Annotated in this window: 20 protein-coding genes; 11 read left to right on the forward strand and 9 right to left on the reverse strand. The window is 47.8% G+C overall.

What is annotated here, in order from left to right; genetic code table 11:
• Nucleotides 1-9: 9 nt before the first annotated feature.
• Together CL55_RS08580 and xseB are read right to left on the reverse strand one after the other, a co-directional pair.
• Nucleotides 10-912: a polyprenyl synthetase family protein gene (locus CL55_RS08580; protein WP_046330711.1), complete on the reverse strand. Its 903-nt coding sequence runs from the start codon at nucleotides 910-912 to the stop codon at nucleotides 10-12.
• A 21-nt stretch (nucleotides 913-933) separates the two neighbouring features.
• Nucleotides 934-1167, reverse strand: coding sequence for an exodeoxyribonuclease VII small subunit (xseB, locus tag CL55_RS08585; protein WP_046330712.1), 234 nt, complete (start codon nucleotides 1165-1167; stop codon nucleotides 934-936).
• Between the two features lie 162 nt (nucleotides 1168-1329).
• Here xseB and CL55_RS08590 point away from each other — a divergent pair, with 162 nt between their 5' ends.
• Both CL55_RS08590 and CL55_RS08595 read left to right on the forward strand, forming a co-directional pair.
• A complete protein-coding gene (locus tag CL55_RS08590) occupies nucleotides 1330-2436 on the forward strand; it encodes an aromatic ring-hydroxylating oxygenase subunit alpha (RefSeq protein ID WP_046330713.1) in 1107 nt (368 codons plus the stop codon).
• Nucleotides 2437-2474: 38 nt separating this feature from the next.
• Nucleotides 2475-3305: a sulfurtransferase gene (locus tag CL55_RS08595; protein WP_046330714.1), complete on the forward strand. Its 831-nt coding sequence runs from the start codon at nucleotides 2475-2477 to the stop codon at nucleotides 3303-3305.
• On the opposite strand, the gene CL55_RS08600 is transcribed toward CL55_RS08595, so the two are convergent.
• The 3 genes from CL55_RS08600 to polA are packed head-to-tail and all read right to left on the reverse strand — an operon-like array spanning nucleotide 3302 to nucleotide 7819.
• On the reverse strand, nucleotides 3302-4075 hold the full coding sequence (locus CL55_RS08600; protein ID WP_046330715.1) for a ZIP family metal transporter: 774 nt from the start codon (nucleotides 4073-4075) through the stop codon (nucleotides 3302-3304). The two genes, CL55_RS08595 and CL55_RS08600, sit on opposite strands and share 4 nt — an antisense overlap.
• 5 nt (nucleotides 4076-4080) lie before the next feature.
• Nucleotides 4081-4977, reverse strand: coding sequence for a dienelactone hydrolase family protein (locus CL55_RS08605; RefSeq protein WP_046330716.1), 897 nt, complete (start codon nucleotides 4975-4977; stop codon nucleotides 4081-4083).
• A gap of 16 nt (nucleotides 4978-4993) precedes the next feature.
• Nucleotides 4994-7819, reverse strand: a complete 2826-nt coding sequence (polA, locus tag CL55_RS08610) for a DNA polymerase I (protein WP_046330717.1) — start codon at nucleotides 7817-7819, stop codon at nucleotides 4994-4996.
• An 82-nt stretch (nucleotides 7820-7901) separates the two neighbouring features.
• Between polA and CL55_RS08615 the strand changes: the two genes are divergently transcribed.
• From CL55_RS08615 to CL55_RS08625, 3 genes are read left to right on the forward strand one after another with little or no spacing between them, the layout of a single operon-like run.
• A complete protein-coding gene (locus CL55_RS08615; protein ID WP_237150493.1) occupies nucleotides 7902-8309 on the forward strand; it encodes a hypothetical protein in 408 nt (135 codons plus the stop codon).
• 9 nt (nucleotides 8310-8318) lie between these two features.
• Nucleotides 8319-9296, forward strand: coding sequence for a homoserine kinase (locus tag CL55_RS08620; protein ID WP_046330718.1), 978 nt, complete (start codon nucleotides 8319-8321; stop codon nucleotides 9294-9296).
• Nucleotides 9293-10075: a BPSS1780 family membrane protein gene (locus CL55_RS08625; RefSeq protein WP_046330719.1), complete on the forward strand. Its 783-nt coding sequence runs from the start codon at nucleotides 9293-9295 to the stop codon at nucleotides 10073-10075. Before CL55_RS08620 ends, CL55_RS08625 begins: the two co-directional genes overlap by 4 nt.
• Here CL55_RS08625 and CL55_RS08630 read toward each other — a convergent pair.
• A complete protein-coding gene (locus CL55_RS08630; RefSeq protein ID WP_046330720.1) occupies nucleotides 10072-12459 on the reverse strand; it encodes a UvrD-helicase domain-containing protein in 2388 nt (795 codons plus the stop codon). The genes CL55_RS08625 and CL55_RS08630 overlap by 4 nt on opposite strands.
• Before the next feature lie 24 nt (nucleotides 12460-12483).
• Between CL55_RS08630 and CL55_RS08635 the strand changes: the two genes are divergently transcribed.
• Nucleotides 12484-15375 carry a valine--tRNA ligase gene (locus tag CL55_RS08635; RefSeq protein ID WP_046330721.1) on the forward strand — a complete coding sequence of 964 codons (2892 nt, stop codon included), beginning with the start codon at nucleotides 12484-12486 and terminating at the stop codon, nucleotides 15373-15375.
• 28 nt (nucleotides 15376-15403) lie between these two features.
• Entirely contained in the window at nucleotides 15404-16288 is an 885-nt protein-coding gene (gene galU, locus CL55_RS08640; protein ID WP_046330722.1) for a UTP--glucose-1-phosphate uridylyltransferase GalU, read from the forward strand.
• 88 nt (nucleotides 16289-16376) lie between these two features.
• On the opposite strand, the gene CL55_RS08645 is transcribed toward galU, so the two are convergent.
• On the reverse strand, nucleotides 16377-16604 hold the full coding sequence (locus CL55_RS08645; RefSeq protein WP_046331276.1) for a sulfurtransferase TusA family protein: 228 nt from the start codon (nucleotides 16602-16604) through the stop codon (nucleotides 16377-16379).
• 8 nt (nucleotides 16605-16612) lie between these two features.
• Nucleotides 16613-19237: an alanine--tRNA ligase gene (gene alaS, locus CL55_RS08650; protein WP_046331277.1), complete on the reverse strand. Its 2625-nt coding sequence runs from the start codon at nucleotides 19235-19237 to the stop codon at nucleotides 16613-16615.
• Between the two features lie 122 nt (nucleotides 19238-19359).
• Between alaS and CL55_RS08655 the strand changes: the two genes are divergently transcribed.
• The 3 genes from CL55_RS08655 to CL55_RS08665 all read left to right on the forward strand — a co-directional run bounded on the left by CL55_RS08655 (nucleotide 19360) and on the right by CL55_RS08665 (nucleotide 23199).
• Nucleotides 19360-19821, forward strand: coding sequence for a tripartite tricarboxylate transporter TctB family protein (locus CL55_RS08655; protein WP_046330723.1), 462 nt, complete (start codon nucleotides 19360-19362; stop codon nucleotides 19819-19821).
• Between the two features lie 18 nt (nucleotides 19822-19839).
• Nucleotides 19840-21342 (forward strand): tripartite tricarboxylate transporter permease, encoded by a 1503-nt coding sequence (locus CL55_RS08660; protein WP_046330724.1) that lies wholly within the window; start codon nucleotides 19840-19842, stop codon nucleotides 21340-21342.
• An 84-nt stretch (nucleotides 21343-21426) separates the two neighbouring features.
• Nucleotides 21427-23199, forward strand: coding sequence for a glutamine--tRNA ligase/YqeY domain fusion protein (locus CL55_RS08665; RefSeq protein ID WP_046330725.1), 1773 nt, complete (start codon nucleotides 21427-21429; stop codon nucleotides 23197-23199).
• Here the strand turns inward: CL55_RS08665 and CL55_RS08670 are convergent.
• Complete coding sequence (locus CL55_RS08670) at nucleotides 23180-24067, reverse strand: SDR family oxidoreductase (protein WP_046330726.1); 888 nt, start codon at nucleotides 24065-24067, stop codon at nucleotides 23180-23182. The genes CL55_RS08665 and CL55_RS08670 overlap by 20 nt on opposite strands.
• A gap of 36 nt (nucleotides 24068-24103) precedes the next feature.
• Here CL55_RS08670 and CL55_RS08675 point away from each other — a divergent pair, with 36 nt between their 5' ends.
• Nucleotides 24104-25144, forward strand: a complete 1041-nt coding sequence (locus tag CL55_RS08675; RefSeq protein WP_046330727.1) for a CDP-6-deoxy-delta-3,4-glucoseen reductase — start codon at nucleotides 24104-24106, stop codon at nucleotides 25142-25144.
• Nucleotides 25145-25156: the final 12 nt, after the last annotated feature.

The raw sequence follows: 25156 nt of genomic DNA on the forward strand, positions 1-25156 counted from the left end.
TTAGTAATCTTATTTACCTCTATTAACCACTAATAGAGCCAAATCTTTCAGGGCTTGAGCTTTAGCGCCAAAACTCTCTAAGCTGGCAATTGCCGTTTCTTGTAAATCGGTTGCCGCTTTCTTGGCATAGTCTAAACCCATCAAGGTCACATAGGTGGGCTTGTCGTTGGCTGCGTCTTTTCCTGCGGTTTTACCCAAAGTTTGACTATCTGCGGTGACATCCAAAACATCATCCACAATTTGAAAGGCTAGGCCTAAAGCTTCAGAGTAGTTTTTGAGATGCTGCATTTGAATCGCATTGAGCTTGGCAGCAATGCCGCCCATCTGCACAGAACAAGAAAGTAGAGCACCTGTTTTCATCGCATGCATTTGTTTTAAGCCTGTGAGATCTAATTTTTTACCCACACTCTCCAAATCAATTGCCTGACCACCAGCCATACCGCGCGAACCAGACGCACTAGCCAATGCACTGATCATTGCCAAGCGCGTATTCCCATCGCACTGCGTATTTGCCAAAACCTCAAATGCACGAGTCTGTAATGCATCGCCAACCAATAAAGCAGTCGCCTCGTCATAAGCCTTATGTACAGTAGGACGTCCACGGCGTAAATCATCGTCATCCATACAAGGCAAATCATCGTGGACCAAAGAGTAGGCGTGAATACATTCAATTGCAAACGCAGCAGAATCTAGAGCGTTATTTTTCTCTTCACCGGAATCATCACCTAGCTCACCAGCGGCATAAACCAATAAAGGACGAATACGCTTACCGCCACCTTGAGCGGCGTAACGCATGGCTGCGTGCAAACGTACAGGATTAGCATTTGCAGCATCGAGCAAACTCTCGAGAACCAATTCAGTTCGCTGCCCGTGAGCACGAACCCAATCTTCAAATGAAAGTGCGTGGTTCATAAGGCAAAGTCTTAGAGGGGCTTAGGCCTCAAATACCCGAACTTGCTGCTCAACTTGAGCAAGCATAGCCTGGCAATGTTTTAGAAGTGCTGCACCACGCTGATAAGCCAAAAGTGTCTCTTCCAAAGAGAATTTGCCCGATTCCATATCCGAAATCAGCTTTTCCAGCTCCTTGACAGCCTGCTCATAACGCAAATTAGGGTCGATTTGCAGCTCAAGACCGGGCTTCTGATCTTCAGATTTCTTCGCTGGCATTAGCTTATTTCCTTCAAATTTCTTAGAGATGTAGCCCCCTATATTAAAGCGAGATGAGGGTCAGATGGGTATAATCGCTTCCTTCCTTTCCAATATCGATCCGTCGATGGTTGGATTGGTTATTCCGCTTAGCTTCGGCTGACGTTTTCGGGGGTGGGGAGAATGACTAATCTGGCTACCGCGCAGCAGCTTGCGCCGTCCAACTTACAACTGCCGGTTTCGGCCTATTTTGACGTTGATCTCTATCAGCGTGAAATTGAACTGCTTTTTAAGCGGGGCCCAGGCTATGTTGGTCACGAACTCATGGTTCCCGAGATGGGCTCCTACCAAACTTTGACATCTGAGAATGAAGGCCGCCTATTGGTTAGAAACCAAGCCGGCGTTGAACTCCTCTCTAATGTCTGCCGTCATCGCCAAGCACTCATGCTCAATGGCAAAGGTAAGGCAGACAATATTGTTTGCCCCCTGCACCGCTGGACCTACGATTTAAACGGTCAGCTCATGGGCGCACCCCATTTTGAAGATAAGCCTTGCCTTAATCTCGGTAAATCACCTTTGCAGAATTGGCAAGGACTCTTATTTGAAGGTCCACGTGATGTGCGTACCGATCTTGCCAAGCTTGGCGTAGCTGATGATCTCAACTTTGAAGGCTACGTTCTAGATCATGTTGAGGTCCATGAATGCAATTACAACTGGAAGACTTTTATTGAGGTCTATCTTGAGGACTATCACGTAGTGCCCTTTCATCCAGGCTTAGGTAAGTTTGTTTCTTGCGAAGACTTGCGCTGGGAATTCGGTGACTGGCACAGCGTGCAGACGGTCGGTATTCACAAGAATTTAGAGAAACCTGGCTCACCCGTGTATCAAAAGTGGCATGAAGCAGTATTGCGCCACCATGAAGGCAAGACCCCGCGCCATGGCGCCATCTGGCTTACCTACTACCCTAACGTGATGGTCGAGTGGTACCCCGGTGTTTTATGTGTTTCCACCTTACATCCAATGGGCCCTAATAAAACACGTAATGTAGTGGAGTTTTATTACCCTGAAGAAATCGCGCTCTTTGAACGCGAATTCGTAGAGGCAGAGCGTGCAGCCTATATGGAAACTTGTATTGAGGATGATGAAATTGCGGAGCGTATGGATGCTGGTCGCGCTGCTCTGTTAGCTCGCGGTCAAAATGAAGTGGGTCCATACCAAAGCCCCATGGAAGATGGCATGCAACATTTCCATGAATGGTATCGTCGTGCCATGAATTATCAAGGCGCATAATTAAGCAACACCAATCTCGCCCTCAATAGGAAACCATCATGACGCCTCTCATTACTGCAAACCAGTTAGAAGAAATCATTAATAGTGGTGAGAATGTTTTGCTGTGCGATTGCCGCTTTGATTTAGTCGATCCGCTAGCTGGTCGTAAGTCTTATTTAGAAGGCCATATTCCAGGCGCACTCTTTGTGGACCTAGACCACGATTTATCTGGTGAAAAGACGGGCAAGAATGGTCGTCACCCACTTCCCACCCCAGAAGCCTGGGCCCAAACCAAATCGCGTCTGGGCATTGACTCCAATACCTTAGTGATTGCCTACGACAATCAGGGTTCTGTATATGCCAGTCGCCTCTGGTGGATGCTTAAAGCTACTGGCCATGCCAATGTTCAAGTATTAGATGGCGGTCTAGATGCTTGGAATGGTCCGATTGGCACTATGCCACGCGAATCCAATCCAACAACAACGCCAGTGCCTACAATGCCTTATGTTGGCTTAGTGACAGTAGAAGAAGTTGTTCACAATCTCCAGGCAAAAACAAATCTCATTATTGATGCTCGTGCAAATGATCGCTTCCATGGTCAAAATGAAACTTTAGATCCTGTAGGTGGACATATCCCTAACGCAATTAATTACTGTTTTAGAGAAAATCTTTCCAGAAAAAGTTTTAAGGCTCCAGAACAACTTTTTAAAGACTTTGTAGATCTCTTGGGCTCAACCAAACCTTCCGAGGTGATTCATCAATGTGGCTCTGGAGTTACGGCCTGTCATAACCTACTAGCCATGGAACTCGCTGGCCTCAAGGGCTCACGTGTATACGCAGGTAGCTGGAGTGAATGGTGTGCCGACCCAAGCCGACCAGTAGCTCTTTAATGCAAGAGTGAAAGCAGAATTACCAAGCCAACACCACAGGCAATCAAAATCGTTTGACGCAAAGACTCAGCCCAATGTGGGCGCCGGTGCATTTGTGGTATCAGATCGCTCACCGCAATATAAATAAAACTACTTGAGGCAATGACTAACAAATACGGCATTGCCGCATGCGCCCTCTCCAAAAAGAAGTACGCCAAGACGCCACCTAGCACCGCAGCTAAGCCACAAATTAAGTTGTACATCAAAGCACGAGTGCGAGTAAATCCAGCATTCAGCAGTACGATGAAATCACCAATTTCTTGCGGAATCTCGTGAGCAATGATGGCGATCGCAGTAAAGATACCCACCTGGTAATCCGCCATAAAGGCAGCAGCAATCAAAACACCATCAACAAAGTTGTGTATGCCATCGCCGACCAAAATCATCCAACCACTGCGACCCGCTACTTCTGCATCATGACCATGGTGATGATCATGACCATCCCCTTCGTGATGATGGCTATGACGTAATAAAGAGATTTTCTCAAGCAAGAAAAAACCTAAGAGCCCTGCAAGCAAGGTGGCAAATAAGAGCTGAGGATTCACACCCGGCATCGTAAATGCCTCGGGTAATGAATGCAGCAAGGCGGTGGCCAGCAAAATACCCACTGACACACTCACCATGCTGTGAACCATCTTCGACAGAAAAGACAAAGAAAAACTTGCGGCAACGAGAACGCTAGCGGTTCCCGCTAGCGCCGTTACCAACAAGATGCTTTGCAGTACTGACATGGAAGTTAGGCAACCCCGTTTTGTTTAAACCAAGCAATACATTTTTCCCAACCATCTTTTGCAGGACCTTCGCGATAAGTAGCTCGGTAATCTGCATGGAAGGCATGCGGTGCATCAGGATAAATCTCAAAGCGAGAGGCTTTGGCTGCTGGATTTTTGGGGGCTGCTTTTGCAAGCGCTTCACGCATTTGCTCAACACTCTCTAGGGAGATGCCAGTATCAGCGCCACCATACAAGCCAAGTACTGGCGCCTTGAGATCAGCAGCAATATCGACTGGGTGGCGCGGATTACCTTCCGTTTTCTCACCAATAACACGACCATACCAAGCTACGCCAGCCTTAACCTGAGGCAGTGTGGCCGATAACCAAGTAATGCGACCACCCCAGCAAAATCCAGTAACGCCAACTTTTTTCAAGTTGCCACCGTTCTTGCCGGCCCATACTAAGGCTGCTTGTAAGTCATTGAGAACTTGAGTATCTCCCGTTGGGGCAACGATATTTTTTTGAATCTCGGCAATGGTGCCGTAAGTATTCGGATCGCCAGCACGAGTAAAAAATTCTGGGGCAATCGCTAGGTAACCCAATTTAGCAAAACGTCTAGTGACATCTGCAATGTATTCGTGTACACCAAAGATTTCGCTAGCAACAATCACAATCGGCAAATTACCTTTGGCTTTTTCTGGACGTGAAACATAGGCAGGCATCTGAAAACTTCCTACTGGAATCATTTGCTCGCCCGCCTTAATGCCAGTGAAATCCGTTTGGATCGCTGCGGCCATGACTGGCTCAGAAGCGGCTACAAAACCAATTCCCATAGTTGTTGCTGTGACAGCAGAGGCTTTCATAAAACCCCTTCTATCGCTGGACACCATGTTTGAACCCTGATCTTTTTTCGTTGTCATCTCTTAGTCTCCTAATTTAGTGCGCTTCTTCCCAATTATCGCCAATCCCAATACCAACTACCAAAGGAACCTTTAGTTCAGCTACCTTGCACATTAAATCAGGTAGCTTTGCTTGCAAAAGCTCCAGCTCATCTAGCGGCACATCAAATACCAGCTCATCGTGGACCTGAAGGAGCATGCGGGTCTTCAACTGCTCTTGTTCTAACCAGTTTTCGACCGCAATCATGGCCAATTTGATCAGGTCGGCCGCTGTCCCCTGCATTGGCGCATTAATTGCAGCCCGCTCTGCTCCTTGGCGGCGAGGACCACTCCCCTTAATTTCTGGGAGCCATAGACGCCTACCAAAGACCGTCTCGACATAACCATTCTCTCTGGCCTCCAAGCGAGTGCGCTCCATATACTGAGCCACTCCCGGATAACGATCAAAGTACTTAGCAATGTAGTTTTGGGCTGCTGAGCGCTCAATACCCAGATTACCGGCTAGACCAAAGGCACTCATGCCATAAATTAAGCCAAAGTTAATGACCTTGGCATAGCGGCGCTGCTCTGAATTAACGCTTTCTAATGGCACTCCAAAGATCTCAGCAGCGGTAGCTTGGTGTACGTCTTTACCAGCAGCGAATGCAGCTAATAGATTTTCATCCTCAGCAATGTGCGCCATGATGCGCAATTCAATTTGAGAATAGTCGGCAGAAAGTAACTTACAACCCTCAGCCGGAATGAACGCTTCCCGAATGCGACGGCCCTCTTCCGTGCGCACAGGAATGTTCTGCAAGTTCGGATCGCTTGAAGCCAAACGTCCAGTCACCGCAGTCGCCTGAGAAAAACTCGTATGTACTCGTCCCGTTTTAGGGTCAGCCATACGTGGGAGCTTCTCGATATAAGTCGACATCAATTTAGCGAGACTGCGGTAATCCAAGATACGCGCAGGTAAGGGATAGTCTTCCGCCAACTTTTGCAGCACTTCCTCATCAGTCGATGGCGCACCCGATGGTGTCTTTTTAATTACGGGGAGCTCTAACTGCCCAAATAAAATCTCTGCGATCTGCTTAGGGGATTGAATATTAAATGGTTGCCCAGCTAGCTTATGAATCTCACCCTCTAGAGCTAACAGTCGTTTGCCAACTTCTTGACCTTGCTGAGATAGCAAGGCAGAGTCAATCCGAATCCCATTACGCTCCATGATGCCCAAGACCCGCATTGCTGGCATCTCGATATTTCCATAAATGTAAAGAAGGCCAGGACTTGCCTGAATTTGTGGCCACAATACATGGTGCAACCGTAGAGTAATGTCAGCATCTTCTGCTGCGTAGTCGGTGGCAATTTTCAGATCTACTTGATCAAAGCCAATCTGATGGACGCCCTTACCGCATACCTCTTCATACTTAATAGTTTTCATGCCGAGATGTCGCTCGGCTAAGTTATCCATGTTGTGAGGCATATGCGATTCGAGCACATAAGATTCCAACATGGTGTCAAAAGTAATACCTTGCAAAGCAACGCCATAGTTCGCAAAGATATGACTGTCGTACTTGAGGTTTTGCCCTAGCTTTAAATTAGTCGCGCTTTCTAGCCAAGGCTTCATGCGCGCCAAAACCAGTTCTCGACTGAGCTGAGCTTCTCCATTACGATGCGCTACCGGTATATAACAAGCCTCTCCAGGGGTGACGCAAAGCGAAATACCGACAAGCTCTGCAGCCAGTGCATCTAAGCTAGTGGTCTCAGTATCAACTGCCGTAAGAGCAGCGCCTTCAATTTTTTTAATCCAACGATCCAGCGCCATTTCATCAACTACGCACTCATAGCGTTTTGCAATCGCTCCATGCAGATCCGTTGTTTCTTGCGATAAGGCAGTGGTCGCTTCTGTGGCAGTGGGGCCAAACTTTTTAACTGCATCTTTTACATTTGCTTCGGCAGTATTTTTGATGGGGCTACCAGCCAAATCAAAATCACTGACGGCCTCAGGAACTGCACCACTTAACTGCCTCTCCACGTCACGTAACCAAGTCTTAAATGCATAGCGCTCAAACAACTCACGCAAGAGCGGCGCGTCTTCAGGTTTCGCATGCAGGTCATCTAAGCCTGGAAGATGCGGCGATAAATCGCAATCGGTTTTGACGGTAATGAGTTGTCGTGCTTGTGGAAGCCACTCCAAACTATTTCGTAAGTTTTCACCTACAACACCTTTTACTTGATCGGCATTCGCCATCAAATTATCTAAATCACCAAACTCAGCCAACCATTTGTTTGCTGTTTTAGGGCCGGCCTTAGGAACGCCCGGTACGTTATCGACCGTGTCGCCAATGATGGAGAGGTAATCTACGATGCGCTCTGGAGGTACGCCAAATTTTTCAATCACACCATTGATGTCCAACTTCTCATTGGTCATCGTATTAATTAAGGTGACAGAGGCATTCACTAACTGGGCCAAATCTTTGTCGCCAGTAGAAATAATGGTCTCCCAGCCAGCCTGAGTTGCTTGACTAGCCAAGGTGGCAATCACATCATCAGCCTCAACCCCAGAAACCATTAATACCGGCCAGCCCAAGGCTTTCACCATGGCATGGATCGGCTCAATCTGTTTTACCAAATCCTCAGGCATGGGGGAGCGATGCGCTTTGTACTCGGGATACATTTCATCCCGGAAAGTCTTGCCTTTGGCATCAAAAACACAGGCAATGTGATCAGCCTTGAGTTCTGAGCGGGCTCGGCGCATCATATTCACCATTCCATAGATGGCTCCCGTTGGGTCACCTGCCCCATTTCTGAGGTCTGGCATGGCATGAAAGGCGCGATAGAGGTAGCTAGAGCCGTCTACCAACAAGAGTCTATGTTTAGTCATACCGCAATCGTACAATCTAGTTGCTAACTGCCTACAGATCAGGTTCAAATCCTCCTGAAAAGAGGCCTAAAAAAGGTGAAAAATGATGCACGCACTAACTAACTTACTCCACTCTTCTTTGAGCCAAACCCTTGTTCTGACAAGCTTTTTAATGGCTTTCGCCTCTTTTAGCCTAAATTCAGCACACGCCCAAAATAACTCGCAAGCGCTCAGCCCCTCCGAGTTGCAGCGTATTAATAATCAACCTTTAGCGCCTGCAGTGAGCGCTTCTCAAGCAACCAGCGCGCCTAAAAGTCGTAAACCGAGCTTTCAACACAAAGAATCTACTGGTACTGAAATTACCGAGTACAAAGATACCAATGCGCCCACTCAGGTGGATGTGAAGACTCGCTACACCAACTACGAAATGGCACCTCCGGCAACGGTCATGCCTGGCGTACCAAAAGAAACTGACCTGATCAGCGTACCGAGTATCCGAGTTCCTTTTTAATCTTTACTCATGGCCGTCTTTACCCCCATTGAACTGAGCGATATCTCCGCTTGGATATCAAGTGACTTTGATATCGGACAGGCTCTCGATATTCGTGGAATTCATGGTGGTATTGAAAACTCCAACTTCTTTCTCGACACCGAAAAAGATGGCAAAAAACAAGAGTATGTTCTGACTATTTTCGAAAGACTGTCTGCAGAGCAACTTCCGTACTATCTAGATCTGATGCGCCACTTGGCTAATAAAAGTATTCCAGTACCTAAGCCACTTGAAAATAAACAGGGGCAAATTTTATTTACACTGAAAGGTAAGCCTGCAGCAATTGTGAGCAAGCTTCCCGGCGTTTCTAGGCTTGCACCCGAAGCTAAGCATTGCGCTCTGATTGGCGAGTACTTAGCCAAAATGCATTTGGCTAGTAGCGACTTTAAGCATACTCAAGAGAATCTTCGCAGTCTTGCTTGGTGGCAAAAAACAGTCCCGCAAGTGTTGTCACACTTAAGTGATGCACAAAAAGAATTGCTGACTAGCGAGCTCGCAACTCAAGAACAATTCTTTACCTCAGAGGTTTATGCATTGCTTCCTCAGGGAGCAAGCCATTGCGACCTTTTTAGAGATAATGTGCTATTTGATCCTCAAGGCACAAGCGATGGCTCTCAAGATCAGCTAGGTGGTTTCTTCGACTTTTATTTCGCTGGAACAGACAAGTGGTTATTTGATTTAGCAGTTACTGCAAATGATTGGTGTCTTGCTGACAACAAGCAAGACTTAGATCCCGCTCGCTTCAAGGCACTAATGGATGCCTATCAAGCTGTTCGCCCACTAAGCAAAGAAGAACAGGCAAGCTGGCCCCTGATGGTGCGTGCTGCAGCTCTGCGATTCTGGATTTCCCGCCTGTGGGATTTTTATTTGCCACGTGATGCGCAAATGCTCACCCCACATGACCCCCGTCATTTCGAAAATATTCTTTTAAGTCGTAAGGCAATATGAAACTGAACTCCGTCGCTCCAAAAGAGGGCTACACCTGGATACGTCAAGGCATTTGGCTTTTTAAACAAAATCCTTTGGGGTTTTTGATGCTGGTATTCATGTATATATTTGTAGCGCAACTTGCAGTGCTCGTACCTGTGATTGGCATCTTTGCCGTCTTATTACTCACGCCTACTTTGTCGGTGGGCTTTATGACTGCCTGTCGCCTGGCAATTCAAAAAGAGCGTATTCGACCCTCGGTATACGTGATTGCCCTGCAATCCACCCCCTTGGTTCGAAAACGTATTCTCCAATTGGGATTGGTCTACGCCGCACTCATACTAGCTCTCAGCTTTATCTTAAGTATGTTGGTAGATTTTGAGCTGCTTATCCCACTGATGACTAACGACAAGCCCATCACTTCGGAAGCCATTAATCAGATTTATCTAATTCTCTTTTTTGGCGGCCTTCTGTATGTGCCAGTTGCGATGTTGATGTGGTTTTCCCCCGTACTCGTTGCTTGGTCTGATATGCCCATAGCGCAAGCGCTTTTTTCCAGTGCTGTTGCTTGCTGGACTAATCGAGGTGCATTCTTCATCTATCTCGCAATTTGGGGTGCAATCTTAATCGCCATCCCTTTGACGATTGGCTCCATCTTTGATGCTCTCGACCTAGGCCAAGCTGCATCATTTATCATCGCCCCCATTTCTATGGCGGGGCTCACTGTAATGCACTGCTCTTTCTTTGCTACTTGGAAGGCATGCTTTGCCGAAAAAGAATCGGCTACTTTGATCGCTTAATCGATCGCAGCAAGCTTAGCAATACTGAGCTGCAGCCATTTCACGCCATGGCGCTTGAAATTTACCTGAGCGCGCGCATCAGCATCATTACCCTCTAGGCCTGTAACGCGCCCCTCACCAAACTTGGTGTGGAATACATTTTGCCCAATCGTAAATGGGTAATTTCCTCGTGGTGGTGCGGCCATTCTAGTTACGGCGGTTGAGGCAGAGCCTACTCGGCCAATTTGCCTTGCAGGTCGCTCGCGTTCATTACCACTGTCAAAGAAATCATTCGATCCAAACTCACGCTGACGTGTATAGCCATCTTGCCAAGTTGACCCTGAGCGACCGCCATTTCCATTGCCAGTACCACCCCAACGGGCATCTTTGACTTTTGGAGTGAGCCACTTCAGCGAATCACATGGCAACTCTTCTAAGAAGCGAGATGGCATGTTGTAGCGAACTTGACCGTGCAACATCCGTGACTGTGTGTGAGAGAGATAGAGGCGCTCTTTTGCGCGTGTAATCGCCACATACATTAAGCGACGCTCTTCTTCTAAACCATGCTGCTCATTAATACTGTTCTCATGTGGGAATAACCCCTCTTCTAAGCCAGTAATAAATACAGAGGTGAACTCCAAGCCTTTAGCAGAGTGCACTGTCATCAGCTGCACAGCATCTTGGCCTGCCTGGGCCTGGTTATCACCGGCCTCAAGTGAAGCGTGCGAGAGAAATGCAGCCAACGGCGAGACCTCGACTACGCCAGGGGCATTCTCACCAGGCAATGTGGCAGCAGTGGCATCCTGACCATAACCTTCTTCTGCAATAAATGCGGTTGCAGCGTTAATTAATTCTTGTAAGTTTTCTACACGGTCCTGGCCTTCGCGCTCTGAAAGGTAGTGCTGAATCAAACCACTGTTTTGAATCACGAATTCCACTGTCTCAGGCAATGTGTTGTAACGAGTAGCTTCACGCATATGGTCCACCAGGCGTACAAAGCCACCTAAGGAGGCACCAGCTTTACCGTCTAATGTCGATGCCGCTAAATACAAAGAACTATTTTGTGCACGAGCTGCATCTTGCACAGCCTCAATCGATCTTGCACCAATACCGCGTGTTGGGAAATTCACTACGCGCGAGAAGGAGGTGTCGTCATTCGGATTTTCTAGCAGACGTAAATACGCTAAGGCATGTTTAATCTCTGCGCGCTCGAAGAAGCGCAGTCCACCGTAAACCCGATATGGAATCGCTGCAGAAAATAAGGCATGCTCAATAATGCGTGACTGAGCATTGCTTCTGTAGAGCAAGGCAATTTCAGTGCGTTTGATACCACTACTCACCAGGGCTTTAATTTCATCTACAAGCCATGCAGCTTCAGCATGATCACTCGGCGCATCATAGATGCGAACGAGCTCACCATGACCTGCATCGGTACGCAAGTTCTTGCCTAGACGATCCGTATTATTGGAAATGAGGTAATTGGCCGTATCTAAGATGTGGCCATGTGAGCGGTAGTTCTGCTCAAGCTTGACCATCATCGGGTGATATTGCTTTTCATACAAACGCATGTTCTCCACATCTGCGCCGCGGAATGCATAAATACTTTGATCATCATCGCCTACCGCAAAAACTGCACTACTTCCCATGCCGCTGACATTGACACGACTCGCATCATGACCAGATAGTAATTTGAGCCAAGCGTATTGCAAGGCATTGGTATCTTGAAACTCATCAATCAAAATATGACGGAAGCGCTCTTGGTAGTGCGTCCGAATGGCCTCGTTATGTTTGAGCAATTCATAACTACGTAATAAGAGTTCAGCAAAGTCGACTACACCTTCACGCTGGCACTGCTCATCGTAGGCTTCATAGAGTTGAGCCATCTTCGCCTGAAAGTCGTCCCCTACGGATAATTCTTTAGCGCGCTGACCACGCTCTTTGGCATGGGCAATGAAATATTGCAACTGCTTAGGTGGGTATTTCTCATCATCGACCTTTAAGCCCTTCAAAAGGCGCTTAATGGCGGAAAGCTGATCCTGGGTATCCAAAATCTGAAAAGTAGACGGCAAACCTGCTTCTTTGTGATGCGCACGCAATAAACGGTTGCAAAGACCATGAAAAGTACCGATCCACATGCCTCGAGTGTTAATAGGCAGCATGGCGCTTAAGCGCAGCATCATCTCTTTAGCGGCCTTATTAGTAAAGGTCACCGCTAGGACGCCAATAGGTGAAACCTGGCCTGTTTGGATCAACCAAGCTATACGGGTCGTGAGAACGCGGGTTTTTCCACTGCCAGCGCCAGCCAAAATCAGGGCTGACTGGGCTTGGCCATTTTCATTTACCGGCGGGAGGGTCACTGCCTCGCGTTGTTCTGGATTAAGGTTTGCGAGTAGGTCTGAGTACATCGCCCCAATTATAATTTGCCTCTTATGCCAAATGCTTCGAATACCCCTAATTCATCAGCGGCCAGTTCACTAGACGAACTAGCCAAATCCTACGAACCTGCCCCAATTGAAGCTTATTGGGGTCCGGAATGGGAACGCCGAGGCATTGCCGACGCTACCCTAGATGAGGGCAAGGGAGATTTCTCAATTCAGTTGCCGCCACCGAATGTGACCGGCACACTGCATATGGGTCACGCTTTTAATCAAACCATCATGGACGGCTTGGTGCGTCATGCCCGTATGTCCGGTAAAAATACTTTATGGGTTCCTGGTACCGACCATGCTGGTATCGCCACACAAATTGTCGTTGAGCGCCAGCTTGATGTACAGAAGATCTCTCGCCATGATTTAGGTCGCGAGAAATTCTTAGAAAAAGTGTGGGAGTGGAAAGAAACTTCTGGCAATACCATTACCCGTCAGATTCGTCGCTTAGGTGCCTCAATTGATTGGGGTAAAGAATATTTCACGATGGACAGCAAGATGTCCAAAGCAGTTGTTGAGGTATTCGTTCGCCTGCATGAACAAGGATTAATTTACCGCGGTAAACGTTTGGTGAACTGGGATCCAGTCCTCGGTACTGCTGTTTCAGATCTAGAGGTAGTGAGTGAGGAAGAAGATGGTTCCATGTGGCATATCCGCTATCCATTAGCAGATGGCTCCGGACACCTAACCGTTGCCACCACGCGCCCAGAGACTTTATTGGGTGACGTGGCCGTCATGGTCAATCCAGAAGACGAGCGCTACAAACACCTCATTGGTAAATCAGTACAGTTACCGCTGTGCGATCGCGAGATTCCGATCATTGCCGATGACTATGTTGATTTGGCTTTTGGTACTGGTGTCGTCAAAGTGACACCTGCACATGACTTCAACGACTATGCCGTTGGACAACGCCATCAGTTGCCACTCATCAATGTCTTGACTCTAGATGCCAAGATTAATGAGAATGCACCTGCGGTTTATCAAGGCCTTGAGCGATTTGCTGCCCGTAAACAAATTGTTGCAGACTTAGATACAGCTGGTTTATTAGAAAAAGTACAGCCACATAAATTGATGGTACCTCGTGGTGATCGCACCCAAACCATCATTGAGCCGATGCTCACTGACCAATGGTTTGTCGCCGTATCTAAACCAAGTCCTGATAACCAATATCAACCAGGCTCTTCTATCGCAGGCGCTGCGCTAGATGCAGTAAAAAATGGTGACATTAAGCTCGTTCCAGAAAACTGGATTAGCACCTACTCCCAGTGGCTGGAAAATATTCAGGATTGGTGCATCTCTCGACAACTTTGGTGGGGGCATCAAATCCCCGCCTGGTATGGTGATGACGGACAGATTTTTGTAGCACGCTCCGAAGCAGAGGCGAAAGCGAAGGCTGCTACTGCTGGCTATACCGGTCAACTGAATCGTGATCCTGATGTTTTGGATACTTGGTTTAGCTCTGCCTTGGTACCCTTTAGCTCATTAGGCTGGCCAGAAGAAACGCCTGCCCTGAATCATTTCTTACCATCATCAGTCTTGGTTACTGGTTTTGACATCATTTTCTTCTGGGTAGCCAGAATGGTCATGATGACTTGTCACTTTACTGGCAAGGTGCCATTTCATACGGTGTATGTTCATGGCTTAGTACGTGATGCCGAAGGCCAGAAGATGAGTAAATCCAAAGGTAATACTTTGGATCCGATCGATTTAATTGACGGTATCAAGATTGAAGATCTAGTTGCTAAACGCACCACTGGCTTGATGAATCCAAAGCAAGCTGAAAGCATTGGCAAAAAAACTAAGAAAGAGTTTCCGGAAGGAATTCCTGCATTTGGCACAGATGCTCTGCGCTTTACCTTCGCCTCACTTGCATCACTAGGTCGAAATATTAATTTTGATCAGAAGCGCTGTGAAGGCTATCGCAACTTCTGCAACAAACTTTGGAATGCCACTCGTTTTGTGCTGATGAATTGCCCTGGCAATGACCAAGAGAACGGCTTTGCTCCTTGTGACAGCCAGTGCGGTCCAGAGGGGCAGCTTGATTTCTCTCCAGCCGATCGTTGGATTGTTTCTTTATTACAAAGAACAGAGGCTGATGTTGCTAAAGGCTTTCAGAACTATCGCTTTGACAACATTGCTAACAGCATCTATCAGTTTGTTTGGGATGAGTATTGCGATTGGTATCTAGAGTTAGCCAAGGTACAACTCCAAACTGGAACGCCTGCGCAGCAACGCGCTACTCGCCGCACTCTCTTGCGTGTTTTAGAAACGATCTTGCGCATGGCGCATCCACTCATTCCATTCATTACCGAAACCCTCTGGCAAACCGTTGGGCCAAAGGTTGGTAAAGAGCTAGCTAAACAAGATAAACAAACCATTGCGCTGCAGCCATACCCAGTTGCTCAACTCGATAAGATTGATGAGCAAAGCGAAGCTTGGGTTGCCCAGATTAAATCGATTGTGGACGCTTGCCGTAATCTACGTGGCGAGATGCAAGTCTCTCCTGCACTCAAGGTACCCCTCTGGATTAGTGGGCCACAAGATTTCTTGAGCAAAGCAAGTCCGTACCTAACTGCTTTAGCCAAGCTATCTGAAGTCAAAATCTACGATGACGAGTCCGCTTTAGAAAAGGATGCCCCCGGCGCACCAATGGCTTTGGTTGGTAATCTGAAGTTGCTACTCAAAATTGAAGTAGATGTGGCAGCCGAGAGAATTCGTCTAGGCAAAGAAATCGAACGCTTAGCTAATGAGATCACCAAAGCACGTAGCAAGCTTGGCAATGAAAGCTTTGTAGCTCGCGCTCCAGAAGAGGTGGTGGCTCAAGAAAAGCAACGTCTTACTGGCTTTGAGCAAAACCACGAGAAACTTGTTGCACAATTAGAACGACTGAAATAAAGCCTCAATAAAACTGATCGGAGTTGAAATGCCATTAAGCACTAAAGCCGTTACCAAAGCCGTCTTCCCGGTTGCGGGTTTGGGCACTCGTTTCTTGCCAGCCACTAAGGCTAGCCCGAAAGAGATGCTCAATGTAGTGGATAAACCACTCATTCAGTATGCGGTTGAGGAAGCGATTGCTGCTGGCATCACCGAAATGATTTTCGTGACCGGCCGCAGTAAGCGTGCCATTGAAGATCACTTTGATAAAGCTTACGAGCTTGAGGCCGAACTTGAAGCAAAAAATAAACAAGCTCTTTTAGAGATCGTACGAAGTGTAAAACCTAGCCATGTGGATTGTGTCTACGTACGCCAACCTGAAGCTTTGGGCTTGGGTCATGCAGTTTTATGCGCAGAAAAGCTCGTACGTGATGAGCCTTTTGCCATCATCCTTGCGGATGACTTGCTCGATGGCCAGCCGCCAGTACTAAAGCAAATGCTCAAAGTCTTTGATGAGCAAAATGGCTCTGTCTTGGCAGTGGAAAAAATTGATCCCTCTAAAAGCAGCTCCTACGGCATTATTTCCGGAGTAGAAGTATCCAAAGGTATCTATCGCTTAAATGGCATTGTGGAAAAGCCGCAGCCTCAGGATGCGCCATCCAACCTAGCGGTAGTAGGTCGCTATGTTCTTTCTTCAGATATCTTTAGTCACATTCGCAATCTGAAGCCCGGCGCTGGCGGTGAAATCCAGCTCACTGATGCGATTGCCTCATTACTCAAAGAAGACCCCGTATTTGCTTATGAATACGACGGTGTGCGCTATGACTGCGGGAGCAAGCTTGGCTACCTCAAGGCGTCAGTAGAATTTGCTTTACGGCATCCAGAAGTGAAGACTGAGTTTGCCGCTTACTTAAAGAATCGTTCTTTAACCTAAGCATCACAATCAATCTCCAGTGCGAGAAAAGTAAAAAGGCAGAAAATAATTTCTGCCTTTTTCTTTGGAGCTTTAGGCTCAGCGCGCCTTATCTTCTCTTGAGAAAGAAAACCAATACGTCTCCCTCAGTACTGCTAGCGAGCAGTTCATTACCGGTCTGTTTTGCAAATGCAGGAAAGTCATGCGCAGCACCAGCATCCGTAGCTTTCACTTTCAGCACTTCGCCGGACTGCATGGTAGCTAGAGCTTTCTTGGTACGCAAAATTGGGAGCGGGCAATTCATGCCGATCGCATCGACCTCGAGATTAAATTCGATAACGTCACTCATTTAGATGCCACCCAATCTTTTACGCCGGCTAAAGCAGCCCCTAACTTGCTTGGGTCGGTACCGCCGGCCATCGCCATCTCTGGTTTACCGCCACCCTTACCGCCGACTTGCTGGGCAACGAAGTTGACTAAGTCCCCTGCTTTTACCTTAGCAATCGAGTCCGCAGTCACGCCGGCAATCAGACTCACCTTATCACCCTGCACTGAAGCCAAAACAATTGCGGCAGTCTTTAGCTTTCCTTTTAAGGCATCCATAGTCTCGCGTAAGACCTGAGCATCAGCACCATCTAGGCGAGCCGCCAATACTTTAAGGCCATTGACATCAACTGCTTGTGTTGCCAACTCATCGCCTTGGCTTGCAGCAAGCTTGGAGTTCACCTTATCTAACTCACGCTCAGCCTGACGCAAACTATCTTGAAGTTGAGTAACACGACTCACTAAATCACCAGGGTGAGTTTTGAGAACTGCAGCGGCTTCATTGATTTTGTCTTCTAAACCTTGTAAAAAGATCAGGGCATTTTTCCCAGTCACCGCCTCAACACGACGAATGCCAGCCGCTACACCACCTTCAGAAAAAATCTTCAAGCTTCCGATATCACCAGTACGTCCAACGTGAGTTCCGCCGCACAGCTCTTTAGAGCTGCCGATTTCTAGTACACGAACTTCGTCTGCATACTTTTCACCGAAAAGCATTGTGGCACCGGTTTTTTGAGCGTCATCCAAAGACATCACTTTTCCAGAAGTCGCAGTATTTGCCAAAATTTCAGCATTCACAATATCCTCTATCCGTCGAATTTCTTGCGCAGTAATAGGTGCATTGTGAGTAAAGTCAAAGCGGGTTTTAGTGGCATCAACTAATGAGCCTTTTTGCTGCACATGATCACCCAAGACTTCACGCAATGCTTTATGCAAAATATGCGTAGCACTGTGGTTACGCATTGTTTCTGTTCTTTGCTGAGCATCTACCAAGGCATTAAGCACATCACCTACCTTGAGCTCACCCTCTTGTACTTCACCCTGATGACCAAAAACATCTGCCTGAATCTTGAAGGTATCTTCAACTGCAAAGCGAACTACTTCATTTCGTAACTCACCCTTGTCTCCAACCTGTCCACCAGACTCAGCGTAAAAAGGCGTGTTGTCTAACACAATCACTGCTGCATCACCAGCCTTGATGGACTGTACTGCAGAACCATCGACATAGAGTGCGGTGACTTTAGCGCCCTCATGCTTCAAAGTATCGTAACCATGAAACCGGGTTGGCTTACCGGAGTACTCCAAGCCTTGCGCCACTTTGAACTTACCGGCTGCTCTTGCTTGGTCACGCTGCTTTTGCATTGCCAAGTCAAAACCTTCGGCATCGACAGTAACATCGCGCTCACGGCATACGTCAGCAGTCAGATCCAATGGGAAGCCAAAGGTATCGTGTAAGCGGAAGGCAGTTTCACCATCAATTGTCTTGGCGCCACCAGCAAGTGCACCTTCCAAAATTTCCATACCGTTAGCAATAGTCTGAAAGAAACGCTCTTCCTCCTGCTTGATTACCTCAACCACTTTATCTTTTGCTGCCTGCAACTCTGGATAAGCCTGACCCATCTCTTTTACGAGGGCGGGAACGAGTTGATAAAAGAACGGTTTGCGCGCGCCCAATTTATAGCCATGACGAATCGCACGGCGCGTAATGCGACGCAAAACATAACCACGACCAGCATTACCTGGAATCACACCATCCACCACAATAAAGCTACAAGCGCGAATGTGATCGGCAATGACTTTGAGAGACGGACTAGTTGGATCGCAATTATCACCACCGGCTGCATCAACAGCTTCTTTAGCTGCTTTGAGCAAATTCACAAAGAGGTCAATTTCATAGTTGGAGTGCACGTGCTGCAACACTGCCGCAATACGCTCAAGCCCCATACCAGTATCGACGCTAGGCTTAGGCAATGGATGCATATTGCCCGCTTCATCGCGATTGAACTGCATGAATACGTTATTCCAGATCTCAATATAGCGATCGCCATCTTCATCAGGACTACCAGGAGGGCCGCCAGCAATATGTGGACCATGGTCATAGAAGATTTCAGTACAAGGGCCGCATGGACCTGTATCACCCATCATCCAGAAGTTATCTGAAGCGTAACGAGCACCTTTGTTATCGCCAATGCGAATAATGCGCTCAGCTGGAACACCGATTTGCTTATTCCAAATCTCATAAGCCTCATCATCATCTGCGTAGACAGTGACTAGTAACTTTTCTTCTGGCAGCTTAAAGACATCCGTCAATAGGCCCCAGGCAAACTGAATTGCATCTTTCTTAAAGTAATCCCCAAAAGAGAAATTACCCAGCATTTCAAAGAAGGTGTGGTGACGCGCTGTATAACCAACGTTATCCAAGTCATTGTGCTTACCACCTGCACGGATACATTTTTGCGCTGTGGTCGCACGGCTATAAGGACGCTTGTCAAAACCCAAAAAAACGTCTTTGAACTGATTCATCCCCGCATTCGTAAACAATAGGGTTGGGTCGTCTCCAGGCACTACAGGGCTGGATGGGACAATTTGATGGCCTTTTTGGGCAAAGTAGTCCAGGTACGCCTGGCGAATTTGAGAGACTTTCATGCCAATAATTATCGCATTGGCACTAGCCGGGGGCAAACCTTGCGTAAAGCACCTCAATCCTGCCTTACAATCCCTAACATCAATAAATAGATCGGCAATTAAGTCGATACGAGGAGCTCAACTTGAAAATTCGCAATCAACGGGATTTTGGCGCAGGAATCATGTACATGGTTATTGGCCTTTTCTTTACCATCGTAGCTACCCAGTACCCCATGGGTACTGCAGCCAAGATGGGGCCAGGCTACTTCCCATTTTGGCTCGGTATTCTGATGACCCTTATAGGACTTTTAGTTCTGATTAAGTCTATGGGTGCCAAGGCTGCAATTGAGTCTATTCCCAAGTTCAACTGGAAGATCATTACGCAAATTACAGGCTCGGTAGTGCTCTATGCCTTATTACTGCCACGCATGGGCTTCTTAGTAGCTATAGTGGTCTTGGTACTGGTTTCAGCTAGCGCCAGCAAAGAATTCACTTGGAAAGGTTCTTTGATCAATGCTGCCTTTCTAGTCACCTTTACTTATTCAGTCTTTGTTGTGGGCCTCAAGCTTCAGTTCCCACTACTACCAGCATTCCTACAACAATAACGAACCGGGACTCTAAAAATGGATTTATTTGCTAATTTAGCGCTCGGTTTCGACACGGCGTTTACCTTACAAAATCTGATGTACTGCCTGATTGGCTGTATCTTGGGTACATTAATTGGCGTTTTGCCAGGTCTAGGTCCAATTGCGACAATTGCAATGCTTTTGCCAGCCACCTACGCATTGCCTCCAATTGCCGCTTTGATTATGTTGGCCGGTATTTACTACGGCTCACAGTACGGCGGTTCTACCACCGCAATTTTGCTCAACATCCCAGGGGAAACATCCTCGGTGGTGACGGCGATTGACGGTTATCAAATGGCCAGAAATGGTCGAGCAGGCGTAGCTCTATTTACTGCCGGCATGGGTTCATTCTTTGCCGGTTGCGTAGCAACACTAGTGTTGGCTGCATTTGCTGCACCACTCTCCCAACTGGCATTTAAGTTTGGTCCCGCCGAGTACTTCTCCTTGATGGTTCTAGGACTGATTGGTGCGGTCGTACTTGCTTCAGGCTCCTTAATCAAGGCGATCGGCATGATCATCTTGGGTCTCTTGATGGGCTTGATCGGTACTGACGTGAACTCTGGCGTATCACGCTATGCTTTTGACATCCCTGAATTAAGTGACGGCATTGGATTCGTAGCCGTTGCAATGGGCGTCTTTGGTTTTGCGGAAATTATGGGTAACCTAGAAAAAACTGGTGATGACGAGGGCTTCCTCAACAAACTCACTAGCATGGTTCCCTCTAAGCAAGATATCAAGCGCATGATTCCATCCATCTTGCGCGGTACAACGATCGGCTCCATTTTGGGCATCCTGCCAGGCGGAGGCGCTGCTTTGGCAGCCTTTGGCGCCTACTCAGTTGAAAAGAAATCTTCCAAGTACAGCCATGAGTTTGGTAAGGGTGCGATTGAGGGTGTAGCAGGTCCTGAAGCAGCAAATAATGCTGCCGCTCAAACCTCCTTCATCCCATTGCTCACCTTAGGCATCCCACCGAATGCCGTCATGGCTTTGATGGTTGGTGCGATGACAATTCATAACATTCAGCCTGGCCCACAAGTCATGACCAGTAACCCAGCCTTGTTCTGGGGTCTGATCGCCTCTATGTGGATTGGTAACGTGATGTTGATTCTCTTGAACTTGCCACTCATTGGTATTTGGGTAAAGCTCTTGAAGATTCCTTATCGCTTCCTCTACCCAGCAATTCTGGTGTTCTGCTGTATCGGTGTGTATACCGTTAATAACACTGTATTTGACGTTTACGTAACCGCAGCCTTTGGTTTAATTGGCTACCTCTTCTTTAAGTTGGGTTGCGAACCACCTCCATTGCTCTTAGGTTTCGTGCTTGGGCCAATGATGGAGGAGAACTTCCGTCGCGCCCTCTTGCTATCACGCGGCGACTTCACAACCTTCGTGACCCGACCACTCTCCTTAGGTTTGCTGATTGCAGCAGCGCTCCTAGTTGTGATCGTGGCCTTACCTGCAGTTAAGAAAACCCGTGAAGAGGCATTCGTAGAAGAGTAATTCTCGAGTGCCTCCCAGAAATGAGCCCGCAGCAGTTTGCGGGCTTTTTTCTTTATAGGCAGGGGTTTTCTCTACAATGGGCGCATGTCCCAAGATAGCAAACCATCAAAATCACCTGCCGGCACTCTTGCTGAGCCCTCTAACTTTTTGCGCCAGATCATCGATCACGACCTGGCGAGTGGGGCCTACCAGAATCGCACTAATCGAGATGGTCAAGCTATCCCCTCGATCATTACTCGCTTTCCACCAGAACCCAATGGCTATCTTCATATTGGCCATGCAAAAAGTATTTGCTTAAACTTTGGCTTAGCTGCTGATTACAACAATCAAGCGGGCGGTGCGCGTTGCAATATGCGCTTGGATGACACCAATCCAGTCAAAGAAGATATTGAGTACGCTGACAGTATTTTGGATGCGGTTAAATGGCTTGGCTTTGATTGGGGAACACATCTGTATCACGCGAGTGATTACTTTGATCGGCTTTATGAGTTCGCAGAAATTCTGATTCAAAATGACAAGGCCTATGTTGATAGTCAGAGCGCGGATGATATTCACACCAATCGTGGCAACTTTGGCCAAGCTGGAAAAAATAGTCCGTACCGCGATCGCACACCCGATGAGAGCCTAGCTTTATTCCGCGAGATGCGTGATGGCAAATATAAAGATGGTGAACATGTACTGCGCCTGAAGATCGACATGGCGCATCCAAATATTGTGATGCGCGATCCCGTGGTCTATCGCATTCGCCATACGGATCACCATCGCACTGGCAGTAAGTGGTGTATCTATCCTTTGTATGATTTCACGCACTGTATTTCTGATGCCCTAGAAAATGTTTCGCACTCTATCTGCACTTTGGAGTTTGAAAATAATCGCCCGCTCTACGATTGGATTATTGCCTCATTAGCTGAGCTGGGAATCTTCAAAAGTCCTGTTCCACATCAATATGAATTCGCCCGCCTCAACTTAACTTACACCATCACTAGCAAACGCAAGCTCTTGCAATTGGTTGAAGAAAAGCATGTTGATGGCTGGGATGATCCAAGGATGCCAACGATTGTAGGCATCCGTCGCAGAGGTTATACGCCAGAGAGTATTCGTCTGTTCTGTGAACGCATCGGTGTTTCTAAAGCAGATAGCTGGATTGATATGAGCACCCTAGACCAAGCTTTACGGGATGATCTTGAAGCCAAGGCTCCGCGCGCCACAGCGGTTCTCAAGCCACTCAAGCTTGTGATTGAAAACTTCGATGCATCCGCGAGCGAGGCTTGCTCAGCACCGCGCCATCCACAACATCCTGAGTGGGGTAATCGTGAGTTTCATTTCACCAAAGAATTGTGGATTGAAGAAGATGATTTTATGCAAGAGCCCGTCAAGGGGTTCTTCAGGCTCTACCCGCCAGTAGGCGATCTAGCTGGTGGACGTGTACGTTTACGTCATGGCTTTGTGATTGAGTGCACCGGATTTGAAGTAGATGCTCATGGCAAGGTGATTCAAGTCAATGCAACACACTTCCCAGACAGTAAGAGTGGTACACCCGGCTCAAATAATTACAAGGTCAAGGGCAATATTCATTGGGTCAGCGCTGCGGAAGCTGTGCCTGCACAACTTCGCCTCTATGACCACCTATTTAATGACCCACATCCAGACAGTGGGGATAAAAATTTCCTTGACGCAATCAATCCTCACTCGAAGCAAACGATTACTGCGTACTTAGAGCCGTGCATGAAGGACGTCAAAGCGGAAGATCGTTTTCAGTTTGAGCGCCATGGCTACTTTGTTGCGGATCAAAGCGAATCAAAACCAGGTCAACCGGTATTTAACCGTACGGTCGGACTTAAGGATTCTTGGAAATAGTTTTCAGAAACTCTGCCACGCTAGGATAGCGTAGTGGGGTTTTCAATTCTGCTAGCCGTGTATTCGTTACCCGCCGTGACTCCCGCATAAAAGACCACAGCATGGGGGATACGATTTTCTCCAACTGCTCAGCTGGCAATCTGGGTGGCCGCTCCAAGCCAAACGCATCAGCTACTTCATCAAAGTAATCACCCATCTTGGTTTCACCACCGTCGCAAGCATTAATGACGCGTTGTGGCTTGCCGTGATAAACGGCAGCACACACTAATCTTGCCAAGTCATCACTCTGTATGTGGTTTGAGTAAGCATCCTCAGCTGGATTTAAGGCGGGGGTGCCGGCCTGAATGCGATCAACCGGCAAGCGGTCAGCAGCATAAATACCTGGCACTCGCAGAATGGTGAGGGCAACTCCATGAGCTGGCGCCCAAAGACGTAGGCAGTTTTCTGCATCCACCCTTCTCTTAGCTCGCTCGCTTTGAGGTTTAACCGGCGTCACTTCGCTTACCTTAGCGCCTGCGTGATCACCATAAACGCCCGTTGTGCTCACATAAATCACGCGCCCAACAGTATCAGAGCCTTGGGCTAAAATTCGGAGGAGGTTGCGAGTTCGGCAATCACGATGACCTGTATTTTGGGGTGGTGCCAAGTGGATCACGGTTTGCGCTAATCCACTTAAACGCCACAAGCTATCGGGCTTATCCAGATCCCCCAAAATCGGAATCGCGCCAACCGCTCTCAACTCCTGAAAACGTGTTTTCTGGGAAGTTAAGGCGTATACGCGATGACTTCGAGCGAGCTGCTTGGCAATACGCAGACCAATGTCACCACAGCCAACGATCAGGATTCGAGATTTACCAAAAGATTGCATAGATCACATCGTAACGATTTATTGAAAGGAATGAGAGTGTCTTATCAAGTCACGCTCAAGGCGAGCGGCAAACAATTTACCGTCCAGGAGGATGAAACCCTTCTTGAAGCAGCGCTACAACAGGGCATCACCCTTCCTTATGGCTGTAAAAACGGTGCCTGCGGTTCTTGCAAAGGCAAAATCCTGGAGGGCCAGGTAGAGCATGGCCAGCATAGTGCCGCCGCTTTAAGCCCAGCTGATGAGGCCACCGGTGGGACCTTATTTTGCTGCGCCCACCCCAAGTCAGACCTTCTCATTGAAGCTCGTGAAGTTCAAGGGGCTGGTGATATCGCCATACGGAAAGTGCCTTGTCGCGTGAACACCATTACAAAACCAAGCGCAGATGTGGCCATTCTTCAATTGCAATTACCAGCTGCCGAGCGCTTTCAATTTTTAGCTGGCCAGTATTTAGAGTTCCTACTCAAAGATGGTCAGCGCCGCGCCTACTCTATTGCCAATGCACCCGATCAAGAAGGTCCCCTCGAGTTGCATATTCGCCACTTGCAAGGTGGACTCTTTACCGACCTAGTGTTTGGTGCAAAAGACCCCGCGTTAAAGGAAAAAGATATTTTGCGTTTTGAAGGTCCATTAGGCAGCTTCTTTTTAAGAGAAGACTCCAAGAAACCTATTATCTTTGTTGCAGCGGGTACCGGCTTTGCGCCGATTAAATCCATCATCGAGCAAATGCAGCTCAAAAAGATCCAGCGTCCGATGCATCTGTATTGGGGTGGACGGCGCCCGAGCGACCTCTACCTCAATGAGCTCTGCCAGTCATGGGCAAAAGATATCCCTGACTTTAAGTACATCCCCGTCATTTCAGATGCTCTGCCAGAGGATCAATGGCATGGACGCACAGGCTTTGTGCACCAAGCTGTGATGGCCGACCATCTCAATATGAGACCTTACCAGGTCTATGCCTGTGGCGCCCCTGTAATGGTTAACTCGGCTCGCCAGGACTTTTCATCCCAGTGCAGCCTGCCCGAAGAGGAATTCTTTGCAGACTCCTTTACCAGCGCTGCTGACCTCGCGACAAACTAGTCTGCTAAGCGC

This window comes from Polynucleobacter duraquae, assembly GCF_000973625.1.
In the GTDB taxonomy this organism is placed as follows: Bacteria; Pseudomonadota; Gammaproteobacteria; order Burkholderiales; family Burkholderiaceae; genus Polynucleobacter; species Polynucleobacter duraquae.

Bases quoted from the DNA above. Each gene is read 5' to 3' on its own strand.
- CL55_RS08580 (WP_046330711.1), bottom strand. From the start codon at position 912: ATGAACCACGCACTTTCATTTGAAGATTGGGTTCGTGCTCACGGGCAG.
- xseB (WP_046330712.1), bottom strand. From the start codon at position 1,167: ATGCCAGCGAAGAAATCTGAAGATCAGAAGCCCGGTCTTGAGCTGCAA.
- CL55_RS08590 (WP_046330713.1), top strand. From the start codon at position 1,330: ATGACTAATCTGGCTACCGCGCAGCAGCTTGCGCCGTCCAACTTACAA.
- CL55_RS08595 (WP_046330714.1), top strand. From the start codon at position 2,475: ATGACGCCTCTCATTACTGCAAACCAGTTAGAAGAAATCATTAATAGT.
- CL55_RS08600 (WP_046330715.1), bottom strand. From the start codon at position 4,075: ATGTCAGTACTGCAAAGCATCTTGTTGGTAACGGCGCTAGCGGGAACC.
- CL55_RS08605 (WP_046330716.1), bottom strand. From the start codon at position 4,977: ATGACAACGAAAAAAGATCAGGGTTCAAACATGGTGTCCAGCGATAGA.
- polA (WP_046330717.1), bottom strand. From the start codon at position 7,819: ATGACTAAACATAGACTCTTGTTGGTAGACGGCTCTAGCTACCTCTAT.
- CL55_RS08615 (WP_237150493.1), top strand. From the start codon at position 7,902: ATGATGCACGCACTAACTAACTTACTCCACTCTTCTTTGAGCCAAACC.
- CL55_RS08620 (WP_046330718.1), top strand. From the start codon at position 8,319: ATGGCCGTCTTTACCCCCATTGAACTGAGCGATATCTCCGCTTGGATA.
- CL55_RS08625 (WP_046330719.1), top strand. From the start codon at position 9,293: ATGAAACTGAACTCCGTCGCTCCAAAAGAGGGCTACACCTGGATACGT.
- CL55_RS08630 (WP_046330720.1), bottom strand. From the start codon at position 12,459: ATGTACTCAGACCTACTCGCAAACCTTAATCCAGAACAACGCGAGGCA.
- CL55_RS08635 (WP_046330721.1), top strand. From the start codon at position 12,484: ATGCCAAATGCTTCGAATACCCCTAATTCATCAGCGGCCAGTTCACTA.
- galU (WP_046330722.1), top strand. From the start codon at position 15,404: ATGCCATTAAGCACTAAAGCCGTTACCAAAGCCGTCTTCCCGGTTGCG.
- alaS (WP_046331277.1), bottom strand. From the start codon at position 19,237: ATGAAAGTCTCTCAAATTCGCCAGGCGTACCTGGACTACTTTGCCCAA.
- CL55_RS08660 (WP_046330724.1), top strand. From the start codon at position 19,840: ATGGATTTATTTGCTAATTTAGCGCTCGGTTTCGACACGGCGTTTACC.
- CL55_RS08665 (WP_046330725.1), top strand. From the start codon at position 21,427: ATGTCCCAAGATAGCAAACCATCAAAATCACCTGCCGGCACTCTTGCT.
- CL55_RS08670 (WP_046330726.1), bottom strand. From the start codon at position 24,067: ATGCAATCTTTTGGTAAATCTCGAATCCTGATCGTTGGCTGTGGTGAC.